Annotated in this window: 14 protein-coding genes; 10 read left to right on the top strand and 4 right to left on the bottom strand. The window is 67.3% G+C overall.

Annotated features, from left to right (window positions below; all coding sequences use genetic code 11):
* Nucleotides 1–916 precede the first annotated feature (916 nt).
* The 6 genes from moeB (at nucleotide 917) to ACOGJB_RS06350 (ending at nucleotide 8,750) form a co-directional block, all read left to right on the top strand.
* The gene (gene moeB / locus ACOGJB_RS06375) at nucleotides 917–2,080 is read left to right on the top strand and encodes a molybdopterin-synthase adenylyltransferase MoeB (RefSeq protein WP_419839975.1); all 1,164 of its coding nucleotides are present in this window, start codon (nucleotides 917–919) and stop codon (nucleotides 2,078–2,080) included.
* 145 nt (nucleotides 2,081–2,225) lie between these two features.
* A complete protein-coding gene (locus tag ACOGJB_RS06370; RefSeq protein WP_419839974.1) occupies nucleotides 2,226–3,593 on the top strand; it encodes an FAD-dependent oxidoreductase in 1,368 nt (455 codons plus the stop codon).
* Nucleotides 3,590–5,191, top strand: a complete 1,602-nt coding sequence (locus tag ACOGJB_RS06365) for an LCP family protein (RefSeq protein WP_419839973.1) — start codon at nucleotides 3,590–3,592, stop codon at nucleotides 5,189–5,191. Before ACOGJB_RS06370 ends, ACOGJB_RS06365 begins: the two co-directional genes overlap by 4 nt.
* On the top strand, nucleotides 5,188–6,561 hold the full coding sequence (locus ACOGJB_RS06360) for a UDP-glucose dehydrogenase family protein (protein ID WP_419839972.1): 1,374 nt from the start codon (nucleotides 5,188–5,190) through the stop codon (nucleotides 6,559–6,561). Before ACOGJB_RS06365 ends, ACOGJB_RS06360 begins: the two co-directional genes overlap by 4 nt.
* A 241-nt stretch (nucleotides 6,562–6,802) precedes the next feature.
* Nucleotides 6,803–7,684, top strand: a complete 882-nt coding sequence (locus ACOGJB_RS06355; protein ID WP_419839971.1) for a hypothetical protein — start codon at nucleotides 6,803–6,805, stop codon at nucleotides 7,682–7,684.
* Between the two features lie 22 nt (nucleotides 7,685–7,706).
* On the top strand, nucleotides 7,707–8,750 hold the full coding sequence (locus tag ACOGJB_RS06350) for a sugar phosphate nucleotidyltransferase (RefSeq protein WP_419839970.1): 1,044 nt from the start codon (nucleotides 7,707–7,709) through the stop codon (nucleotides 8,748–8,750).
* A gap of 185 nt (nucleotides 8,751–8,935) precedes the next feature.
* Here the strand turns inward: ACOGJB_RS06350 and cofE are convergent, their stop codons facing one another.
* Genes cofE through ACOGJB_RS06335 form a run of 3 tightly spaced genes read right to left on the bottom strand, consistent with a single transcriptional unit; the run spans nucleotide 8,936 to nucleotide 11,627 of the window.
* The gene (gene cofE / locus ACOGJB_RS06345) at nucleotides 8,936–9,646 is read right to left on the bottom strand and encodes a coenzyme F420-0:L-glutamate ligase (protein ID WP_419839969.1); all 711 of its coding nucleotides are present in this window, start codon (nucleotides 9,644–9,646) and stop codon (nucleotides 8,936–8,938) included.
* On the bottom strand, nucleotides 9,643–10,614 hold the full coding sequence (gene cofD, locus ACOGJB_RS06340; RefSeq protein WP_419839968.1) for a 2-phospho-L-lactate transferase: 972 nt from the start codon (nucleotides 10,612–10,614) through the stop codon (nucleotides 9,643–9,645). Before cofD ends, cofE begins: the two co-directional genes overlap by 4 nt.
* 32 nt (nucleotides 10,615–10,646) lie before the next feature.
* Nucleotides 10,647–11,627: a GDP-mannose 4,6-dehydratase gene (locus tag ACOGJB_RS06335; RefSeq protein WP_419839967.1), complete on the bottom strand. Its 981-nt coding sequence runs from the start codon at nucleotides 11,625–11,627 to the stop codon at nucleotides 10,647–10,649.
* A 206-nt stretch (nucleotides 11,628–11,833) separates the two neighbouring features.
* Between ACOGJB_RS06335 and ACOGJB_RS06330 the strand changes: the two genes are divergently transcribed.
* The 4 genes from ACOGJB_RS06330 to ACOGJB_RS06315 are packed head-to-tail and all read left to right on the top strand — an operon-like array spanning nucleotide 11,834 to nucleotide 20,496.
* On the top strand, nucleotides 11,834–15,091 hold the full coding sequence (locus ACOGJB_RS06330) for a cell wall-binding repeat-containing protein (protein WP_419839966.1): 3,258 nt from the start codon (nucleotides 11,834–11,836) through the stop codon (nucleotides 15,089–15,091).
* 26 nt (nucleotides 15,092–15,117) lie between these two features.
* Nucleotides 15,118–18,369: a hypothetical protein gene (locus ACOGJB_RS06325; protein ID WP_419839965.1), complete on the top strand. Its 3,252-nt coding sequence runs from the start codon at nucleotides 15,118–15,120 to the stop codon at nucleotides 18,367–18,369.
* Nucleotides 18,366–20,057 carry a hypothetical protein gene (locus tag ACOGJB_RS06320; RefSeq protein WP_419839964.1) on the top strand — a complete coding sequence of 564 codons (1,692 nt, stop codon included), beginning with the start codon at nucleotides 18,366–18,368 and terminating at the stop codon, nucleotides 20,055–20,057. Before ACOGJB_RS06325 ends, ACOGJB_RS06320 begins: the two co-directional genes overlap by 4 nt.
* A gap of 7 nt (nucleotides 20,058–20,064) precedes the next feature.
* Nucleotides 20,065–20,496, top strand: a complete 432-nt coding sequence (locus ACOGJB_RS06315) for a hypothetical protein (RefSeq protein WP_419839963.1) — start codon at nucleotides 20,065–20,067, stop codon at nucleotides 20,494–20,496.
* Here the strand turns inward: ACOGJB_RS06315 and ftsH are convergent.
* Nucleotides 20,493–22,574 (bottom strand): ATP-dependent zinc metalloprotease FtsH, encoded by a 2,082-nt coding sequence (gene ftsH / locus ACOGJB_RS06310; RefSeq protein ID WP_419839962.1) that lies wholly within the window; start codon nucleotides 22,572–22,574, stop codon nucleotides 20,493–20,495. The genes ACOGJB_RS06315 and ftsH overlap by 4 nt on opposite strands.
* Between the last annotated feature and the right edge of the window lies 1 nt (nucleotide 22,575).

Below are 22,575 nucleotides of genomic sequence, written 5' to 3'. Positions count from 1 at the left end.
ACACCGCACGTAACTAAAACCTGACCAACTGGCTGGCGCGTAGGGGCTGAGAATCGCGGCGCGTGTGGGAGATCACACCGCACGTAACTAAAACCTGACCAACTGGCTGGCGCGTAGGGGCTGAGAATCGCGGCGCGTGTGGGAGATCACACCGCACGTAACTAAAACCTGACCAACTGGCTGGCGCGTAGGGGCTGAGAATCGCGGCGCGTGTGGGAGATCACACCGCACGTAACTAAAACCTGACCAACTGGCTGGCGCGTAGGGGCTGAGAATCGCGGCGCGTGTGGGAGATCACACCGCACGTAACTAAAACCTGACCAACTGGCTGGCGCGTAGGGGCTGAGAATCGCGGCGCGTGTGGGAGATCACACCGCACGTAACTAAAACCTGACCAACTGGCTGGCGCGTAGGGGCTGAGAATCGCGGCGCGTGTGGGAGATCACACCGCACGTAACTAAAACCTGACCAACTGGCTGGCGCGTAGGGGCTGAGAATCGCGGCGCGTGTGGGAGATCACACCGCACGTAACTAAAACCTGACCAACTGGCTGGCGCGTAGGGGCTGAGAATCGCGGCGCGTGTGGGAGATCACACCGCACGTAACTAAAACCTGACCAACTGGCTGGCGCGTAGGGGCTGAGAATCGCGGCGCGTGTGGGAGATCACACCGCACGTAACTAAAACCTGACCAACTGGCTGGCGCGTAGGGGCTGAGAATCGCGGCGCGTGTGGGAGATCACACCGCACGTAACTAAAACCTGACCAACTGGCTGGCGCGTAGGGGCTGAGAATCGCGGCGCGTGTGGGAGATCACACCGCACGTAACTAAAACCTGACCTGATAGGTAGGATTTAGGTCCTGAGCCTGGTCTGATGACTGGGCGCTCCCGAAAGCGACGGCTTGGGAGGCCTCTGATGCCCTCGTTCCGCGAACTGCTGACAGCGACAAAGCGCGAGATCACCGAGATCGACACCGCCACAGCGGCGCAGTGGATCACGGACCGCGAGCCCGTCGTGCTCGACGTGCGCGAGCCCGACGAGTACGAGCAAGGTGCTCTCGCCGACGCGATCCACATTCCGCGCGGGCACCTCGAGGCTCAGATCGAGAACCGGCTGCCCGACCACGATGCGGAGATCATCATCTATTGCGCCGGCGGCGTGCGTTCAGCGTTCGCTGCGAAGACCCTTGCGGAGCTGGGCTATCCCAACTCCGTCTCCATGGATGGCGGTTTCGGCCGCTGGAAGGACGAGGGCCGCCCATGGTCGACGCCCGCCTCGCTTGGTGCCGAGCAGCGAAACCGGTACCAGCGTCACTTGCTGCTGCCCGAAGTGGGCGAGGCCGGGCAGCTCAAGCTGCTTGACGCCAAGGTGCTCATGCTCGGCGCAGGCGGCCTCGGCTCGCCCGCCGCGCTGTATCTGGCTGCCGCCGGAGTCGGCACCCTCGGCATCATCGACATGGACGTGGTGGACGAGTCCAACCTGCAGCGCCAGATTCTCCACAACGTCGACCGTGTCGGCGATCGCAAGGTCGACTCGGCCAAGAAGACCCTGACCGCGTTGAATCCCGACGTGAACGTGGTCACCTACGACACGCGGCTCGGCGCCGACAATGTGCTCGAGATTCTCTCGGGCTGGGATGTGATCGTGGACGGCGCGGACAACTTCCCGAGTCGCTACCTGCTCAACGACGCATCGGTGAAGCTGGGCATTCCCGTGGTGCACGGCTCGATCTTCCGCTTCGAGGGTCAGGTCACTGTGTTCGACCCAAAGAACGGCCCGACCTACCGCGATTACCTGCCCGAGCCCCCGCCGGCGGAGCTTGCCCCGTCGTGCGCCGAGGCCGGCGTGCTCGGCGTGCTGCCGGGAATCGTGGGCTCAATTCAGGCGCTCGAGACCATCAAGCTGATTCTCGGCACCGGCGATTCGCTGTCGGGCCGCATCGTCGCCTTCGACTCGCTCGAGATGACCTTCCGCGAATTCCGGTTGCGGCCCGACCCCAACAATGAGGTCACCTTCGCCAATCGCGAGCGCATCACCGTGGGCGAGCTGGACGGCCTCTGCAGCCCCACGCTGAGCTGACCCCAAGGGCTGTGCCCCGGGCCCGCGCGGCTCGTGGGCCCAATCGCACAAAGACCCCAATCGCACAAGGACACAGGATCAGAGCGGAAAGCACTGGGCGCCGCGACGACAGTGAGGCCGGGGGGCACCGGTACGCTGCGGATCCATGGCCCAGAAGCGCTTCGTCGTGATCGGCGGCGGCCCGGCGGGCCACTCCGCAGCCACCTACGCGGCGCGCTACGGCGCCGACGTCACGCTTATCGAGCGCGACATCGTGGGCGGCTCCGCGCACCTTCGCGACTGCGTGCCGTCCAAGACCATGATCGCAACCGGCTCGGCGCTCAGCTTCGCTGGCCATCTTGACGAGTTGGGGCTCGCCAATGTGTCCACGTCGGTCGACACCCCGCACCTTCGCCAGCGCATCGGCGACATAGAGGACCGCCTCGCAGACGTCGCCCGGCAGATGCTGGTCAGCCAGGGCGTACGCATCCTGTCGGGTTCAGGCCGCCTGCTCGGGCCCAACGAGGTCTGCGCTGACACGGCGGACGGCGCGATCGAGCTGTCGGCCGACGTCGTCGTGCTGTCGACCGGCAGCCGCCCCCGCATCCCCGAATGGGCAACGGTCGACGGGGAGCGGATTCTCACCACCCGCGACGCGTACCCGCCCGCCGAGCTTCCAGAGCACCTCGTCGTCGTCGGCTCTGGGGTGACCGGCGTGGAGTTCGTGCACATGTTCACCTCGCTGGGCTCGCAGGTCACGCTGATCGTGAGTCGTCAGCAGGTGCTGCCGCACAAGGACCCCGAAGCCGCTGCAGTGCTCGAGCAGACCTTCAGCGACCTCGGCGTGGCCATGCTCAAAGGGGCGCGTGCGGTGAGCATCGAGCGCGAAGGCGACGCTGTCGAAGTCGTCTGCAGCGATGGGCGGACTGTGCAGGCGTCGCATGCGCTGATTGCGATCGGATCGATCCCCAACAGCGACGGCTTGGGGCTGGAGAACACCGACGTGCGAGTCGACGACGAGGGGTACGTCGAGGTCGATCACAACCTGTGCTCGTCGGTGCCCAGCATCTACGCGGCGGGCGACCTGTCAGGCAAGCTGCCGCTCTCGTCGGTCGCCGCCATGCAGGGCCGCAAGATCGTGGAGCACGCGGTGGGTCTGCACGAGTCCCGTCCGCACCGCCATCTCGACTACGACAAGGCGGCATCGGCAATCTTCACCGAGCCCGAGATCGCCGACGTCGGGCTCGCGGAAGCCGAAGCATTTGCCACGGGCCGCAAGATCCGCGTCACCAAGGTGCCCTTCGGCGCAAATGCCAAGGCGCTGATCGAGGAGAATCCCCGCGGCTTCGTCAAGATCGTCTCGGACCCGCTGACCGGTCAGGTGCTGGGCGGCTCCATCGTGGGCCGCCACGCAGCCGAGCTGATCTCGGTGGTGGCTCTCGCCGTCAGCGCAAACCTGCGGGTCCAGGACATCGCCGAGAGCCTGTTCGTGTATCCGTCCCTGAGCGAGGCCCTCTCCGAGGCAGCTGAGTGAGCCACCGCAGTCGGCGCACTCGCCTCGTCCTTGTCGCGCTGGCAGTGCTGACCCTCATCGGGGCAGTCGCGACTGGTGCATCTGCATTTGTGCTGCTGCAGCTCGGACGGATCGAGCGGCACGAGTTGGCCGACGTGCTGACCTCTGCCCCCCGCCAGCCCGTGACTGCGGCCGACGTGGTGATCGACCAGCCAACCTCGATCGCTGCGAATCCTGACAGCGAGACAGATGCGGGCGCTGACCGCAGCAGCGAGGGCACGCCCGGCGACGGCGTCACCTCGGTTGTCGACCCGGATTCACAAGCGGAGTCAGCTGGCGGCGTCGACCTCTCCGCCGGCGAGCCGGTTCTGCCGCGCGGCCCCACTGGGGAGAACTACCTGCTCGTCGGCACCGACAGCACCTTGGGGCTCGCGCCCGACGATCCGCTGCGCAACGGCCACTCGGATATCAGCCGGCTGGCAGACGTGATCATGGTGATCCGCCTGCGAGGCGACGGCACGGCGGCGATGATGTCGATCCCGCGCGACCTGGCGGCGGAGATCGCGGGCACGAGCGATATTGCCGGAACCGGCGTCGTCGCCAAGATCAACAGCGCGTACAACCGTGACGAAACCACCGCAGCGCGCGCTGCTCGCCTGATCGACACGGTCGAGGAGAATCTCGGCATCACCCTGCAGCACTTCATCGAAGTGGACTTCCAGGCGTTCTTGCGGTTGGTCGATGCAGTCGGCGGTGTCCAGATGACCTTCAGCCGAGCGTTGCGCGACCAGCCGAGAGAAAACGCGACGGACCCGACCGACAGCCGAAGCGGGTTCTTCACCAGTGCGGGCACCCATCTCCTCGATGGCCGCCAGGCGCTCGCGTACGTCCGCAGTCGCCATCTCGAAGAGCAAGCGGCCGACGGGACCTGGCAACGGCACGGTGTCTGGAATGATCTCGCCCGCAACGACCGCCAACGCGACTTCATGCGCATCGCCGCCGAGCAGGCTGCGCCCGGTCTGCTGGCCAACCCGATCAACCTGCTCTCGATGCTGGATATCGCGGCTGACCATCTGTCCACGTCAAACACGCTCAGCATCGTGAGCGACGGTCGGAGCCTCGCAGACAAATTTGCGGGGATCGACTTCGATGCCGACATCGAGGAGTACGAGCTGAGGCTGGTGGATGTCCACGAACCTGTGAGATGGTCGCTCGGGCTCGACCCGCAGCGTTCCGAGCACAACCAGCGTGTGCTGGACGTGTTCGGGGGCATCGGCTGGGACGACATCGTCGAGTCGCGCGTGAAAGTGCAGGTCACCGGCACGGGGCGGCATCTGTTGGCTGCGGAGCTGAACGAGCTCGGATTCAAGGCCGCCGCAGCAGGGGAACTGCCCGAGGGCATATCAGACCCTCCGCAGGGTACGGTGGTGTACTTGGCGCCGCAGGGACGGCTCGCGGCCGGCCTGCTGGCCAGTCGCCTGCTGCCTGTGCCAGACTTCGCCGGCCATGCCGAGCTCGAGGCAACCACGGTGATCCTCCACGTCGGCGACGAGTTGCCTCGCGTGGATTCGGGTTACCGGCGGGTCGATGTGCCGCCGGCCGATCAATTGGTGCCATGAGCGATACATCGTCCCAGCACCGCATCCTCGTTGTCGGCGCCGGATACGTCGGCCTCACGACCGCCGCGTGCTTTGCCCACCTCGGTCACGACGTCATCTGCGCCGACATCGACCGGGCCAAGGTGGCGTCGCTGTCGGCGGGTGTCGTGCCGATTCGCGAGGCCGAACTTGATCGACTCGTTGCTGAAGGCATCGCCGAGCGGCGCCTCCGCTTCGTGATCTCGGCCGAGACCGTCGCGGCCACGTGCGACTTCGCGTTCATCTGCGTGCCGACACCGCTGCGAGCTGACGGCGAGACCGAGCTCAGCTACTTGCTGGCAGCGCTCGATTCGGTGGCATCCCGCCTGCAGCCCGGCTCCGTCGTGGTGACCAAGTCGACGGTGCCGGTGGGCACCGCTCCCAAGATTGCTGCGGCGCTGGGGCGAACCGATGTGGCGCTGGCGTCGAATCCCGAGTTTCTGCGAGAGGGGTCGGCAGTCCACGACTTCCTGGCACCTGACCGCATCGTCATCGGGGCCGACGACACCTCAGTGGCACGCCGGGTGGCGGCGCTGTATGCCGACGTGGAGGCGCCGGTGATCCTCAGTGATCCGACATCGGCCGAAACCGTCAAGTACGCGGCAAACGCATTCCTGGCCGCCAAGGTCTCATTCGTGAATGCGCTCGCAGCGGTCTGCGAAGCCGTTGGCGCCGACGTCGACACCGTCCTCGCAGGGGTAGGCACCGATCACCGCATCGGCTCGGCATACCTCCAGCCCGGTCCCGGTTGGGGCGGATCGTGTCTGCCGAAGGACACTCGTGCATTGGTGTCGGTCGCCCATGACGCGGGTTACGTATTCGACCTGCTCGAAGGCGTCATCACGGTCAACGAGCAGCAGCTCGAGCGTGTGGCCGCCAAGGTCGCCCGCATGGTCACCGACGGACCAAGCGGTCGGTCCGATCCGGGTGCTGATGAGGTGGCGCAGCGCTCTTCTGACCTCGACGGAGTCACCGTGGCCGTGCTCGGCCTGACGTTCAAGGCCGGGACCGATGACCTGCGCGGTTCCCCGGCGCTGCGGGTTGCCGAACGGCTCAGTGGTCGGGGAGCGCGCCTCGTGGCGTACGACCCGGCGCTCGCCGATCTCGACAATCGTCCCGACATCGCCGCGCAGCTGCCGCCGACCCTCACCGTGAGCGACTCGCCCTACGACGCCCTCGCGGGTGCCGACGTGGCCGTCGTGCTCACCGAGTGGCCCGAGTTCGCCGACCTCGATTGGGAGCGGGCGGCTTCGGTGATGGATGCAGCTCGCATCGTGGATGCACGCAACCTGCTGGACCCGACCCGGCTACGCGCAGCAGGCTTTGTCTACGAAGGTCTCGGCCGCCGCTAAGCGCCAGAACGAAAGAGCACCCGCGTCATAGCTGCGGGGCGGCAGGGAACTCTGCGACGTTGCGACCGGTGCCGGCCCGTATGTTTGCGACGCACCGACGAGGCGTAACAAGAAATGCGGGCGAGTACGAATCTCTCGCTTGCCGGATCGCGGGAGCAGAGGGTCCTGCCGCCCCGCAGCGGGGGCACCCGCGCGGCGCACTCACTCATCGTCGCCAAGCGCCGGTAGCTTGTCGCCCCGTATGGCGAGATCAGCCGCTGCCAAGAAGGTTGCCAAAGCAGCGAGCGCCGGCGGAAGCGGTAGGAGCTTTCGCCCCCGGCGCGACATCCTGTTTCCAGCGGCGATGCTCCTCGTCGTCGCACTCGGCGTCGTGCTGATTTTGGTGGCCCGCAACGAACGCTCTGCGAATGCTCCCGCGGGCCCGCCGCGCTTGGGAGATCACTGGCACTCGCTCTACGCGATCTACGACTGCGACGACTTCATCCTCGACGTGTACGCCAACGACGTCGATGACCAATCGGGCATCCATACACACGGTGACGGGCTCATCCACATTCATCCGTTCCACACCGGCGTGACGGGCCAGTTCGCCACTCTGGGCGCGTTCATGCGTGAGATTGAGGTCGAGTTGACCGACTCGACGCTTGAGCTGCCCGACGGGACCATTCTCGACGAGTCCGACGACGGCTGTGTTTCACCGGATCCCGAGAGCGACGACGCCGGTGTTGCCGAGCCGGGCGCGGAGCTGCGCATCATGCGCTGGGAGACCCTGCAGGCCGAAAAGGCGCTGGCGTTCACCGATGAACTGCGCGACGTGCGCTTCCTGGGCGACGGCCAGATCTTCGTGTTCGCCTACGTCCACCCGAGCGTCGACAACGCCGACATTCCACGACCCGACGACGACTTCCTGCGCTCCTATCTCAATCTGCCGCCCGAAGATCAACCGTTGATCGACGACTCGAACGAAGAGGGACCGATTCCCGACGGGGGCGAGAACGAGCCAGCCGAGGGTGATCTTCCCGAAACGTCCGAGCCCGCCGAAACGTCCGAGCCGGCCGAACCTCCCGAGCCCACTGTCGAGGAGAACTCGATCGGCAGCGAGCAGTCGGGCACAACATCCTGAGGACCGCACCGCGGATCTCGCGATGAAGGCGATCCTGCTGTTGGGTGGCTTCGGCACCAGACTGCGTCCGCTGACCAACGACACCCCCAAGCAGATGCTGCCTGTGTGCGGGCGTCCGATGATCGAGTGGGTCTGCGAGCACCTGTACCGGCATGACGTCTCCGAGGTGGTGCTCTCGCTGGGCTACCGCGCTGAGGCGTTCACCACCGCCTACCCCCACGGGCGTATCGGCCAGCTCGAATATGAGGTGGCAGTCGAGCCTGAGCCGCTCGGCACGGCGGGCGCCGTGCGATTCGCCGCCGAGGCGAGTGGCATAACGGGACCGTTCTTCGTGCTCAACGGCGACGTCCTGACCGACCTGGACCTGGGTGCCCTCGCGAGCTTTCACCGCAGTTCGGGAGCCGAAGCCACCATCGCGCTGCAGCCAGTCGCCGATGCGACGCCGTACGGCCTCGTGGTGACCGATACGTCAGGGCGGGTGCTGTCGTTCTCCGAAAAACCGGACCAGGGCTCGCTGCCCGCCGCGCAGCCGCATTCCGAACGACCCACGATCAGCGCTGGCAGCTACGTGCTCGACCCAGCGGTGCTCGATCGCATCGCGCCTGACCGGTCCGTCTCCATCGAGCGGGAGATCTTCCCCCAGATCGTCGCGGACGGAGCGCTGGCGGCACTGGTTTCGGACACGTACTGGCTCGATACAGGTACGCCGCAGCAGTACCTGGCTGCAAATCTCGACATCGTTGAGGGCCGGCGCCCTCATGCCCGGGTGCCGAACGGCACGACAGCGGCGTCAGCGGGCATCCATCCAACTTCGCGCATCCAGACGTCGGTCATGGGATCTGGGTGCCAGATCGGACCCGATGCGGTTGTGCAGCGCTCGGTCCTGAGAGAGGGCTGCTACCTCGACGCCGGAGCTGTCGTGGTCGATTCGGTGCTCGGCCCTGACGTCGTCGTGGGTGCTGGAGCCCTGCTCAGTCAATTCTCAGTGGTCGGCAAGGGCGAACAGGTCGCTCCGAGTGCGGTACTGCGCGCCCAGCGCCAACCGCTCCTTGGCCACGAGCGATAACGGACACGAGCAGATGTCATAGCTGCGGAGGCGGCAGGAGACTCTGCGACGTTGCGACCGGTGCCGACCCGTAAGTTGGTGACGTACCGACGAGGCGTATCAAGAAATGCGGGCGGGTATGGATCTCTCGCTTGCTGAATCGCCGGAGCAGAGGGTCATGCCGCCTCCGCAGCGGGCGCGCCTACCTACCGGAACAGGTCTTCGGCAGGCTCGCGGATGATCTCCGAACGCACCGAAGCGCGCCTCAGCCAGCTCGGGTCGACTCCCCGAACGATCGCGACCGGCACACCCCGAGCCTTGCCGCACACCAGATCGGCAGCGGAGGCGATCTCGTCGGCGACGCACACTTCGGTGACCATGAGCTCGCGGCCCAGTGCATCGTTGGTGCCTTTGAGATCGACGACCGCAGCGATGCCCGCGCATCCGATGGCCACGTCGGTGACGCCGCGCCGCCACGGACGCCCGAATGTGTCGGAGATGATCACCCCGACGGTGCAGCCCGACAATGCCTGGATGCGGTCACGGATCTTGTTGGCGGAACGGTCGCTGTCGTCGGGCAGCAATGCGGCGTAGCCCCGCTCGACGTTGGACAGGTCGATTCCTGCGTTGGCGCAGATGAATCCGTGCTTGGTCTCGCTGATGATGAGGTCGCCACGCCGTCGCAGGATGCGAACCGACTCGCGCTCGACGAGGGGCTTGTGCGACAGCGGGTCGTCGGGATCGATCTGTTCCATTGCTCCCTCGGCTTTGGAGACGATCTTCTGGGTCACGACGAGCACGTCGCCATCAGCCAGACCGGCGGGTGTCGTCTCGCAGGCACTTGCAATGACCGCTCCGAGATCGGCGCCGAGTGTGATCTCGCCGATGCCTTCGACGGGGTGCAATTCGATGGTCACGTGATTCCTCTCGCGCTTGCGGCCTCCAGCGTCGTCCGGGCCAGCGAGGCTGCACGTTTGGGGTCGGCCATGATGGTGTCGGTGACGACCGGCGTCATCCCGGCTTGCGCCACTTCGCCAGCGAGTACGGCATCAGCGTGGTCGATCACCAGGGTGCTGGCGAAGCCGGCGTAGAGCCGTGCGACCCCGACGACGCTGGGTTCGTGGCCCAGTTCACTCATCATCGCGCCCGCTGGTCCCTTGATCGATGCGCCGCTCACGATGGGCGATACGGCGACGACGTGCTCACGACGGCTGGCGAGCATCTCGCGCACCTGTGGCACGCCGACGACCGGGCTGATCGAGACGAAGGGGTTCGACGGCGCCACGACGACGGTCTCTGCGTCTTTCAAAGCATCGAGCACACTTGGCGCTGGCTTAGCGGTGTCGATGCCGGCGAATCGAATCGAGCTCACAGCGATGCCGTGCTGGTGGGCGACGAAGTACTCCTGAAAGTCGATCTCGGCGGCCCCGTCGGGCTCGGCGGGGGTGATTCGGGTTGCGATGGCGTCGTCGCTGACCGGCAGCAGTGTCAGCTCGAGGCCGAAGCTGGCAGCGATCTCAGCGGTCACCTGTGACAGAGATGCGCCCTCGCTGCGGCGCTGTGTGCGGAAGAGGTGCAGCGCAAGGTCCAAATCGCCGAGCTTGAACCAGTCCTGCCCTCCCAGGCGCCCCAATTCGGTGAGCACTCGCCACGTTTCGCCAGCCCGCCCCCAGCCGGTCTCGGGATTGATCTGGTCGGCGAGCGTGTAGGTGACGGTGTCGAGGTCGGGGCTGATATTCAGACCATGCAGCGTGAAGTCGTCGCCGACGTTGACAATCGCCGTGACGTCGGTCGCTTTGCGGACGCGCAGCAGCCCGCGCAAGAACCGCGCCGCCCCCACCCCGCCGGCGAGCACGGCGATCGTCGCGCTCTCGCCGGATGTCATCGGGTGTCGCGACTGCATTCCGCGCGATTCGGTCATCGCAGCTTGCGCCGTTCGACTTCGAGATCGTGGGCAACCATCGCGGCCACCAGGTTCTCGAATGGCATCTCGGGTGCCCAGCCGAGCACCCGGCGCGCCTTCGTGGCGTCGCCGACCAGCAGGTCTACTTCTGCGGGCCGGAAGAACCGGGGGTCGATGCGCACATGCCGTTCCCAGTTGTCGATGCCGGCGGCGCAGAAGGCGAGTTGTACGAATTCCCGGACAGAGCGCGCCTCGCCGGTGGCAATGACGTAGTCGTCGGGTTCGTCCTGCTGGAGCATCAGATGCATCGCTTGCACGTAGTCGCCCGCGAATCCCCAGTCGCGCTTGGCATCGAGGTTGCCTAGGGCGACCTCGTCTTGGAGGCCAAGGGCGATGCGCGCAGCCGCGTTCGTGACCTTTCGAGTCACGAACTCGAGGCCGCGGCGGGGTGATTCGTGGTTGAACAAGATGCCGCTGCATGCATAGAGCCCATAGCTCTCGCGGTAATTCACCGTGGTGTGATGACCGAACACCTTCGCCGAGCCGTAGGGGCTGCGCGGATGCAGCGGCGTCAGCTCGTTCTGCGGTGTCTCTCGCACCTTGCCGAACATCTCGCTCGACGAGGCCTGATAGAAGCGGATCGGATTGTCCGGCCCGCCGACGAGGCGGATCGCCTCGAGCAGGCGCAGCACGCCCAGGCCGTTGACGTTGGCGGTCAGCTCGGCCTGCTTGAACGAGAGCGCCACGTAGCTGATCGCGCCGAGGTTGTACACCTCGTCGGGCTGGGAGTACTCCAGCGCGGCGATGAGCGACGGCAGATCGGCCAAGTCGCCTCCCACCAGTTCTACGAAGGGCAGGCCGCTGGCCAGCGTCTCCGCGTGAGGATTGCGCTGCCCGGTGACGACGCCCACTACCCGGTAGCCCTTGGCGTGCAGCGCTTCAGCGAGATACTGGCCGTCCTGACCGGTGATGCCAGTGATGAGCGCCGTAGGCACGGGAGCGGCTCCGTGGTCTGGTGTCGTTGTCGGTGATGCGCGTGTCGGCTCGGCGCGGCCATCGTCGCAGCAGCCGTGAATCTCGCCTGCCATGCCGCGCCGACGCACGGCACCGCCGTAGGGTACGTCGCCCCGACGGCGTGCGACCCGACCCGGCGTGGGTAGGTGCCCTTGCCTGGGGCGCAGTGGCCGGTACCTTGCCATAGGTGGCCGTTCGCGTTTTTCTGAGTCGTTGCGCGCGTCGGCACAAGGGCAGGCGGCGTCTCGGCGCCTGCTCCTCAGCAGCGCTGCTGATCAGCGCCATGCTCGCAGTGATCGTCCCCGTGCCGACCGCTGCTGCCACGAGTGCATCTGCTGAACGCCTGTGGGGGCCCGACCGCTACGCCACCGCAGCGGCGATTGCACGGGCCTATGTGAGCGAGGCCGGCGCCGTCGACACGGTGATCGTCGTGAGCGGACTGGGGTTTTCGGATGCGCTGGCCGCCACACCGCTGGCGCGGGTGCTCCACGCTCCGATCCTGTTGACAACTCCCGAAGAGCTGGCCGCGCCCGCCCGCAAGTTCATCGGCGGCCTCAGCCTGTCCAAGGTGGTCATCATCGGCGGATCCGAGGCGGTGTCGTTCGCCACCGAGACCGAGTTGGCCGCCCTCACCGGTGTCGTCCCGCAGCGCCACGCCGGGGCGAACAGTCTCGCGACGGTTGCAGCAGCCGCTCGAGCCATGGGCCGCGAGCGCGTCGGCGACTACTGCGGCGACGGCAGGCGCACGGCGCTGCTGGCCACCTCGTCTACGTTCGCCGACGCTTTGGCGCTGTCACCGCTGGCCTATGCAGGTCCTCATCCAGTGCTGCTGACCGAGCCCGAAGCGCTCTCCGATGAGGTGCGCGAGGTGCTGATCGAGTTCGGCATTGCCCAGGTGATCATCGCCGGCGGCACGGCTGCTGTCTCTCAGCAGGTCGAGGACACGCTGCGCTACGACTTGGGCCTGAGGATTGTGCGACTGGGGGGCGCCGACCGGTTCGAGACAGCCGTCGAGGTTGCCGAGGCGCTGACACCGGGCTGCTTCGACACCGACCAGTTCGGCCTAGCGGACGCTTGGAATTTTCCTGATGCGCTCGTGGCCGGACCGTTGCTGGGCCATCGCGAGGCGCCATTGCTGCTGGCGGCCGGCGACGGTGCCACGAGCACGCACCGCTTCCTCGCCGGACCGACACCGCATCGCGATGCAGTGAAGGTGACGGTCCTGGGCGGCCAGGCGGCAGTCTCAGAGGCATCGGCGCGGGCGGCGCTCGCCGCGCTGGGGCCCTCTGCAACGCAGACGTCGGCCACATGCCTGATCGTCGACGCGCCCGCAGGCGGCACGAGCGCCGGGCAGAATGTCCAGATTCCGCCGTCGGATGCCGCTCCCGGCGATGCTGTCGCACCCGGCCTGATCGTGGTGGAGGGGCGCGGCTTCGGCCACGGCAACGGCTTGAGCCAATGGGGGGCGTTCGGCTACGCCACCGAGTACGGCTGCAACGGCGAGCAGATCGCACTCCACTACTACGGCAACACCCGACTCGTTGATGCGAGCAACAGCGAGATCACCGTTCATCTTGCGCGCAATGCGCGCAAGGACATGGTGGTGACGTCGGGTGCGCCGTTCAGCGTGGCGTCGCAGTCGTTCGCGGCCGGCGAGACTGCCCGTGTCAGCGTCCGAGACAACGCCTTTGCTGTCCACCGCACCACTGGCTGTGAGCCCGAAGGCGATGTGGAGATGGCCGCAGGCATCGCCGGCAGCGTCGGACGCAACGGCGACCGCTACGTCGAGGTGCTGCCGGCCAACGACGATCCTGCGGCGGACGATCTCGTGCAGATGCTCACGATGATCTACTGCTCTTCGGGGCGCGGCGGCAGCGAGAACATGCGCATCGCGTACCGGGGCGTCCTGGGCATTGTCAAGCAGTCCGGTCGGGCGTACTCGTTCAACCGGCTGCCGCTCGAGCAGTACCTGCGCGGCGTGGTGCCCCAGGAGTCCCGCCCGGAGTGGGGAGCAGCGCAAGGGCCTGCGGGCACGGGCCTCGCGGCGCTCGAAGCCCAAGCGATCGCTGCGCGCACCTACGCGCTCTACTGGTCCGACTACCAGGTCGGGCGTGGCCGTTTCACTGACATCTGCGATTGGCCCAACTGCCAGCTCTACAACGGCGCGGCCGACGGCCGCGGCAGCGTGCTGCAGGCCAACGACTTCGGGGCGAAGCTGGCGTACTCGAACGAAGCGATCCGCAACACCGCCGGCGAGGCATTGGTCAACACTGCCGGTGACTATGCCTTCACGGAGTTCAGCAGCGCCAGCGGCGGCTGGACTGCGGGACCCCCGGCCTCGACGTTTCCTGCGGTCGAAGATCTCGGCGACGCGGTGTACGCGGAGCGCGGCAACGGGGGCCACGCGTGGACGATTTCGCTGCGACGCGTCGATGTTGAGCGCGCCTTCGCGCCGCTGTTTCGATCGGCAGGCAAGGAACTCGGTCAACTGATCAGCGTCGATGTGGTCGAGCGCAATGGATACGGGGAGTGGGGCGGCCGGGTGCGAGGTCTGCGGGTAGTGGGCACAAGCGGCGAGCACACTTTCTCATTCGATCGCTGGGCGCGCGATCCGTTCCGCAAGGCATTCCCGGCGCTCGTGCTGTCGGACTGGTATCGCTTCCCGCAATTCGACGGCGGCCAGGCGCCGCGTGAGCCGGCGCCGTCGATTGCCGAGGCGCCGCTGTGGGTGCTCAAGGCCGACGGTTCTGTGCGGGCCTATGGACTGGCCCGCCACCACGGCGATGCGTCGGAACTCGAGCTTGACGCGGACTTTGTCGACATCGCGACAACGTCGACCGGCAAGGGGTATTGGCTTGTCACCGAGTCGGGATCGGTGCATGCACACGGCGATGCGCGGCACCATGGCGACGCATCGGGGACGGATTTCGCGGGCGATGTCGTCGCCATGACTCGGCACCGGACAGACGCCGGATACTGGCTGGCGACTTCGGGCGGAGAGGTGCTGCACTTCGGCGATGCCGCCCATCACGGCGACGCCGCCGACGCCAGCGGAGCCGTTGCCATCGTTGACATCGAGGCGACCCCTGCAGGCGACGGCTATTGGCTGCTCAGCGCGAGCGGCAACGTGGAGGCGCTGGGAGGCGCATCCGATCTGGGCGATGCGGAGATGGTCGCGGTCGCCATGGCCGCTGCACCTGACGGTGAGGGCTACTGGCTCTTGAGTTCGGCCTCGGAGGTTGCAGCCTTCGGCTCGGCGAGGGGGCTCGGGTCTCGCGGCAACGAGCCGAACCGCCTGAACTCGGTGTCGCTGGTGTCCGCTGGCACCGGTGAGGGTTACTGGCTCGTGTGGAGCGACGGCACCAGCTTCAACTACGGCGACGCTCCGGACTACCCCACGAGTCGCGCCGGTCCAGGAGTCGTAGCCGCTGAATCGGTGCGGTAGAGCACCGTGCGAGATGTGACCGGCCCATGAGCTCGCCGAGCTCTCAGGAGACTCCACCATCGGCTGCGACCGAGCCGGCGGCCCCCGCACCCCAGCCGGCGGTCGCCGCGATCGTCACGGCGGGCGCGCAGTGGTCCGACACCGAGTTCACCTTGGGGGCATTGGCCGCTCAGGACTATCCACGGCTCGCCGTTCTGGTGCTGTGCGACGCGGACGGTGTTCAGGGCGAGCGGGTCCGAGAGCTGTATCCCACCGCCGCAGTCGCCGATGCGGTGTCGTCTCGGGCAGGTCGCGGCCACCGAGCCCAGCACGGGCGAATGGGCGCGGCCAACAATCGGGGGGCATCGCTGGTCCGCGGAGCGGACTACCTCCTGTTCCTCTCCGGTCGCGTCGCGCTCGCGCCCGACGCCGTCAGCCTGCTCATCGAAGATGCCGAGACCGTCCCGGGACGGATCGTCGGCGTCGCCGGCCCCAAGCTGCTCGACGCCGAGGACGGCTTGACGCTGCGCGATCTCGGTGGCACAGCGGACCGCCTCGGGGTCCGGATTCCCGTGGTCGGCCCCGACGAGCTGGATCAGGAACAGCACAACGAGGCCCGTGACCTGTTTGTGGCGCCCACCGAGGCGATGCTCGTGCGCGAAGACATCTTCCGCATCGTCGGCGGATTCGATCCCGCGCTCGAAGGCGACGGCGCCGTGGTCGATCTGTGCTGGCGAATCCAGCTCTCGGGCGCACGGGTCCGGATCGTGCCGTCCGCGACCGGGACTCTGCGGACCGGTCCGACCGCCCCACACCATGGGCCCTCGGCACGTCAGCACGAGCACCGGGCCCGGCTGCGCACCATCTCGAAGTGCTACGGCTGGGTGCACCTGCTGCCAGCGGTGGCGCTCGCAGTCGTGCTCGCGGCAGGCGAGGTGTTGTTCGGGGCGCTGCGTGGACGGTTCGCTCAGGCCTCCGACGTGGCGCTGGCGTGGCTGTGGAACGCGCGGCACATCGGGGGCACCTTCGCGCTGCGAGGCGCCGCCAAGCGGTACCGGCGGGTGCGAGACGTGGATCTGCGGCGACTGCAACAGGGCGGCTCGGTACGGGTCGCCGACTGGTTCCGCTACCGCTTGAGTCCCGAAGGAGGGCTGGCCGCACGGACCACGATCGACGAGAGCATCCTGGGCACCTGGCGACGCAACGCGCATCGAACGGTGTGGGTGGTCTGGCTGGGAGTGATCGGCCTGATCACGTTCGGTTCTCGTCACCTGCTGACCGGCGGGATTCCCGCATACGGCCAGTTCACGGCATTTGCCGACGTCGGCACGATGGCCGGGGCGTACCTGGATGGCTGGCGCGACAGCGGGGTCGGTGCAGCCGGGATCGGTCATCCGGCGATGGGCTTGCTGAGCCTCGGTGGAACCGTCCTCCTGGGCGCAGTCGGTCTGTTGAGGAACATTGCCATCTGGGGTCTGGTGCTCACGGGCCTGATTGGCATGTGGAAGCTCTGTGACACTGGGTCGCCCCGAGACGGACCGAACCGCAATGGCCGATTGGTCGCTCTGGTGCTGTACGCCGCATGCCCCTTGCCGTACAACGCGTTGGCCAGCGGCCGCTGGGACGTGTTGTTGGCCTACGGAACCGCGCCAGCGATCGTGCTGCTCGCGAGCCGGCTGGTCGGCGCTTCGCAAGCTCCGCAATCACGCGACGGAAGCCGGCGCGCCACCGTCGCCAGGGTGGCTTCGCTCGCCTTGCTTCTCGCCGTGGCGGCAGCGTTCGAGCCGTTCATGCTGGTGCTGGCGTTGGCTGCGGGGCTGGCGCTCGCACTCGTCGAGTTGCTGCGGCGCGTGGTACGCCGCGAGCGGCTCGGTGCGCCGGTCGCCGGCTCGCTGCAGGTCGCGGTCGCGGTGGCGCTCGCCGCGATTGCGCACCTTCCCTGGCTGATTGAGTTCGAATCGTTGCGGGCATACCTCGATGTCTCACTCGGCAGCCGCACGCCGTCGACACCGTCGTCGCTGGCCGAGCTGCTGCGTTTCCAGACGGGCCCACTCGGCGATTTGCCGCTCAGTTGGGGTCTGATGGCTGCCGCGGCGATACCTCTGCTGGTTGCGCGCGGCGGGCGGTTGTGGTCGTCGGTCCACGGCTGGGCGGTGGCGCTGGTCGGTTTCGCCTTTGGATGGGTCATCGTGGCCGGTTGGGCGGACACCCTGGCGGACGGTGTGGGGCTGGGACACTCGCTTGGGGAGGTATCGCTGGCGTTCGGCGCCGTCGGCCTGTGCCGGACAGCGGCGACGGGCCCCGCAGCTCTCGCAGCCGCCGGCGGCGACGTACCACCCCGGACGCGCAGCGCGATGGTCTTGCTCAGCGGCATTGCTGTAGGCGCCATGGTGCTCCCGACCGCGTGGGCATCGATCGACGGCAACTGGTCGGCACCGAGTTTCGACCACCGAGTGCCTCTGGGACTCGTCGACGACCGCGGTGTCGGACCTGACTACCGGGTCCTGTGGCTCGGCGCTCCGGAGGTCTTGCCGCTGCGTGGTACCGATCTCGGCGTCTCCGGACTCGCTGCTGCGACGTCAGTGCGGGGCTATCCCGATGTCCGGCATGCGTTTGCGACGCCGCAGACCCCCGGCAGCGAACGCTTGGCAGACGCCGTTCGGGTCGGGCTGGCGGGTGACACGCTGCGACTGGGACGGCTGCTGGGATCATTCGGCATCAGGTATGTCGTGGTGGTGGAACGCTCGGGACCCTCCTATACCGACGGCTGGGACCGGCCGGTGCCGCCTGCGGTGTCCGAGGCGCTCGCTTCCCAGATCGATCTGCGCCCGCTGGCAGCAGACCCGTCGGTCCAGGTGTTTCGCAATGAGGCCTGGTGGTCCTCGCGGTCACAGTTCGAAAGGCCGATCCCGACGGACTTCGCCACCGACCCGGTGGACCTCGTGGTCAGCGACTTGACCGACGGCATCGGTGTGTTCACCGATTACCGGTCCGCCACAAGTCAGCTCGGACCGGTGGGCATCGGCCCGGTGTTGGTAGCCGAGACCTACGACCCCGGCTGGCGCCTCGAAACTTCTGGTGAGCGGACTGAGCCGACCCCGGCTCTGGGCTGGGCGATGCGCTTCGACCCACCCCAGGGCGGCCAGGCCGAATTGCACTTCGAGCGATCGAGCGCCGCGGCCTCCCGGATCACCGCCCAGGTGCTGATCTGGCTGGCGCTGATCTGGGTGGCGATCGGCCAGCCCACCCCGCTCGCAGACCGCTTCTCTGCCCTCGTGCGGGGGTCTAAGCGGCCGTGAGCGTCCTGCGCTGGCTTCCTCGGCTGCTGATCCCGCTGGCAATCGCGGCGGCGCTGGTGATCGACGCGCGCGACGACCGAACGCCGCTGTCAGCCGCCGTCGAAGACCCCGAAGCGCTGACGCAGGTTGTGGTCCCGCCCCCCGATGCGTTGACGTCGAGCTGGTTCTGCCCCGTCGTCGGCATGCGGGCACCCGTGCAGGGCTTTGGAGAGGTCACCTCAGAGGTACTGCTGACGAACATGACCGCCGAGGCGGCATCGGTGTCGGTCGAATTCCGTGGTCGCACGACAGGTCGGCAGTTTGTGACCGCAGACGTGGCACCTCACAGCACCGGGGTGGTCACCACTTCGGATTACGTGCGTGACGAGGTCATCGGGGCCCTGGTGGAAGCCACCTCGGGCGGGCTGGCCGTGACGCGGCGACTGATCTCCCCGCTTGGCGTCGACGAGGCTCGCTGTTCGAGCATTCTGGCCCCGAACTGGTTCGTCCCCGTCGGCGACACCCAGGCCGATGCGTTGGGGGTGTTGGCAATCATGAATCCGCTGCCGCGCGATGCGATCGTCGACGTCACGTTTGCGTCGGAAGCGGAGTTCGGACCGTTCGTAGCGCCCGCGTTGACCGGCGTGGTGGTGCCGGCGTGGAGCACGGTTGCCGTCGATGTCGGCGAGCATGCCCGTCGTCGAGACGTCGTGGCCGCATCTGTCAGGGCCCGTACCGGCCGCATCGCGGTGGATTCGTTCGTGGCCTACGACGGGAGCGTCGGGCGGCGGGGCCTGGCAGCGGAGTTGGCCTCTGTGGCCGCCGGCGACCGGTGGCTCGTGCCCGTGGCCGGCATCGATAACCGGACACATCTGTGGTTGCGGGTCTTCAATCCCTCTGACGGCGTTGCGGAAGTCGCTGCGTCGGTCGCGTCCCACGACGCTCGCAGCGACCGTGTGGCGTTTGCCGTTGCATCGCACGATGTCATGGAGCTGAAGGTCGAACCCCCAGGCGAACTTGCACCCGGACTCGCGACACTGCTCGCGCCGGCCGGTGCCCCCTTCGGAATCGCCGTCGAATCACAGAATGGCGTTCCCATCGTCGTGTGGGCCGAGACACTGGTCGGCAGCGCTGCCAGCCCGCTGACCGACATCGGTGCCGCGTCCGCCAGCGTCTCCGCTGCTGGGGACGCCGCAGTTCCGGATTCCGGCGGCCAGTCCACCACGGTGGTTGCGCAAACGGGCGGTACTGAGGGTGCCGACGCGCCGGTGGGCGATGCTGCATCCGACGAAGGCGATGACGAATCGCCAGTCGAGATTGTGCCCCCGGTGCACCGAGCACAGTCGGGTCTGGCGTTCGTGCCCGGCATCGTTCGCACCAGCGACCGGTGGCTCGTGGTCATCGCTCCCGAATCGGGAGGCGAGGCATTCCTGACGATCATGACCGATCCATTCGCGGCAGCCGACGGGGATGGCTCGCAGGACGGTGATCCGTCGGTTTCGACGAACAGCGATCGCCGCGTGGTGGTCGGAACGCTGGGCCGCGAGACCGTCGCCCTCATCGACGTGCCAGCATCGGGCGTGGTCACGCACTGGCTGGCGAGCGGCACGACCCGTCTGCTCGTCTCCGACACGCCGTTCGCAGTGCTGCTGTGGCAGGCACGGAGCGGGAGCGAGGGGCTGAGCGCGGCTCACCCTCTGGTGTGGTGAGGGGCTGATGGAGCGTCTCATCATCGCTGCGCTGCTGATCGTCGCCGCGATCGCAGTCGCCTGGCTGCTCCAGCGTCGCCGCGGCGCGCATGGCGCAGCGGTGCCACGGTCCGAACTGCCTGCGGCCGTCGACCTCGGTGCGGTGGGCATAGCGGTCGGCCCGGCGTTGGTGGTCTTCACCGAAGAGACCTGCCGCACGTGTTCCGCAGCGCTCGCCGTGGTGCGCGGCCCCGCGGGTGCGGGCCTGCCGGTCGCCGAGGTGCCATACGGCAATGATCGAGAGCTGCATCGTCGCCACGGCATTGACACCGTCCCCACGACAGCGGTGGTCGATGTCGGGGGTCAGGTCATCGACGGCTGGGTCGGCAGCGTGGATCTGTCCGCACTGGCGGCGGCACTCGCACAGGTGGTGCGGGGCCCCGAGCCCTCACAGGGTTAGTCGGCTACGTGAGGCGGGGGAGCCGTTCGCTCGATGAGCGGGACGTCGGGCGCAGCGTCGTCGTCGGTAGCGACCGGATCGCTTGCGTCCGATTTGGCTGGGGTCTCGAGCTTCCCGTTGCTGGCCCCGTCTGACCCATCGGGCGTCGGCTCGGCCACGAGCGCCCCGATCTGGGCGCCCGTGACGGTCTCGTGTTCGAGCAGGGCAGCCGCGATCCGATCCAGCGCAGGGCGGTGATCGACGAGTGCTCGGCGCGCACGATCCTGCTGCGTACGCAGGATCCGTTCGACTTCCTCGTCGATGACCCGGGCGGTCTCGTCGGAGTAGTCACGCCCCGACATGAGGTCCTCGCCGAGGAACACCTGTGCGTGTGATCCCCACGCCATGGGCCCCACACGGTCGCTCATGCCCCACTCTGAGACCATCTTGCGGGCCAGCTCTGTGCCCTGCACCAGGTCATTTGCGGCGCCGGTCGAGGTCACGCCGAACACCGTCTCCTCGGCCATGCGGCCGCCGAACAGCACGGCCAACCGGTCTTCGATGTATTCCTGGCTGTAGGCGTGGCGTTCCTCAGGCAGCTGCATGGTGACGCCCAGCGCCTGGCCGGTCGGCAGGATTGTCACTTTGTGAACGGGATCGGCATGCGGGAACAGCGTGGCGATCAGTGCATGGCCGCCTTCGTGATAGGCGGTGACTTCCCGCTCCCGTTCGGAGAGCGCCACCGACTCGCGTCGCTGGCCCATCAGCACCCTGTCACGCGCCGCCTCGAAGTCCGCCAGGGCGATCGACTCCGAGTCGCGCCGCACGGCGTGCAGTGCCGCCTCGTTGACCAGATTGGCCAGGTCGGCACCGCTCATGCCGGGAGTGCCCTTCGCCAGCGCATCGAACGCCACGTCATCGTCGGTCTTCTTGTCCTTGGAATGCACAGCCAAGATCGCCAGCCGCTCTGAGTACTCGGGCAGCGGCACAACGACCTGGCGGTCGAACCGGCCCGGGCGCAGCAACGCGGGATCCAAGATGTCTGGCCGGTTGGTCGCAGCCATCATCACGATGCCGCCGCTCTCCTCGAATCCGTCCATCTCGGCCAGCATCTGATTGAGCGTCTGCTCGCGCTCGTCATGCCCGCCGCCGAGGCCTGCGCCCCGCTTTCGGCCGATCGAGTCGATCTCGTCGATGAAGATGATCGCTCGGCCCATCTTGCGGGCGCTCTGGAACAGGTCGCGCACGCGGCTGGCGCCGACGCCCACGAACATCTCCATGAAGTCTGAGCCGGTCACCGACAAGAAGGGCACCCCGGCCTCTCCTGCCACCGCCCGGGCAATGAGCGTCTTGCCGGTGCCGGGAGGACCGACCAGCAGCACGCCCTTGGGGACCTTGGCGCCGATCGCCGTGAAGCGCTCCGGAGTCTTGAGGAAGTCGACGACCTCGGTGATCTCCTGCTTGACGCCGTCGTACCCGGCAATGTCGTCGAACTTCGTCGAGGGGCGCTCGGTGGTATAGGTCTTGGCCTTGCTTCGGCCGATCGACATGATCCCCGACATCTGCCCTTGAGCACGTCGCTGCATCCACCAAAAGAGCAGGAAGATCAGGCCGAAGGGCAGCAGGAAGGGCAGCAGGCTGACCAGCAGGTTGGGCCGGTCGGTGTGGAACTCGATGGAAACCCCGCGCTCGCGCAACAGACGGAGATCGTCTTCGGGCAGCTCGACGGGACCCTCTGAGGAGAACTTCGAGCCGTCGATGTACTCGCCGCCGATTTCTCCGGTGCCGTTGGTGATCGTGACGCTGTCGACACGTCCCTCCGACACCTGAGCGATCAGGCCGCTGTAGTCGACGGGGTCGCGATCGTCATTCCGCAGCAGGCCCGGCAGGAACATCACCGACAGCAGCACCATGGCGAGCAACCAGATTGACCAGCGGGGCCAGCGTTCGCTTCGTCGGCGGGGCCCCGTTTCCCCCGACGAGCTTGGCTGCGGCACCTGGTCGCTCGGGCTGTCTTCGGCTGGCGCGTCGGGAGGCGCGGTGGCGCGCGGTTTTCGCGCGCGGGAGTGCCGCTGGCCCGAGGGCACCTCAGATGCCATG

The sequence above is a fragment of the Candidatus Poriferisodalis sp. genome (genome assembly GCF_965208895.1).
Lineage (GTDB): Bacteria > Actinomycetota > Acidimicrobiia > Acidimicrobiales > Poriferisodalaceae > Poriferisodalis.
The sequence above is the reverse complement of the archived record's forward strand: the minus strand, read 5'-3'. Positions and strand labels throughout refer to the sequence as shown.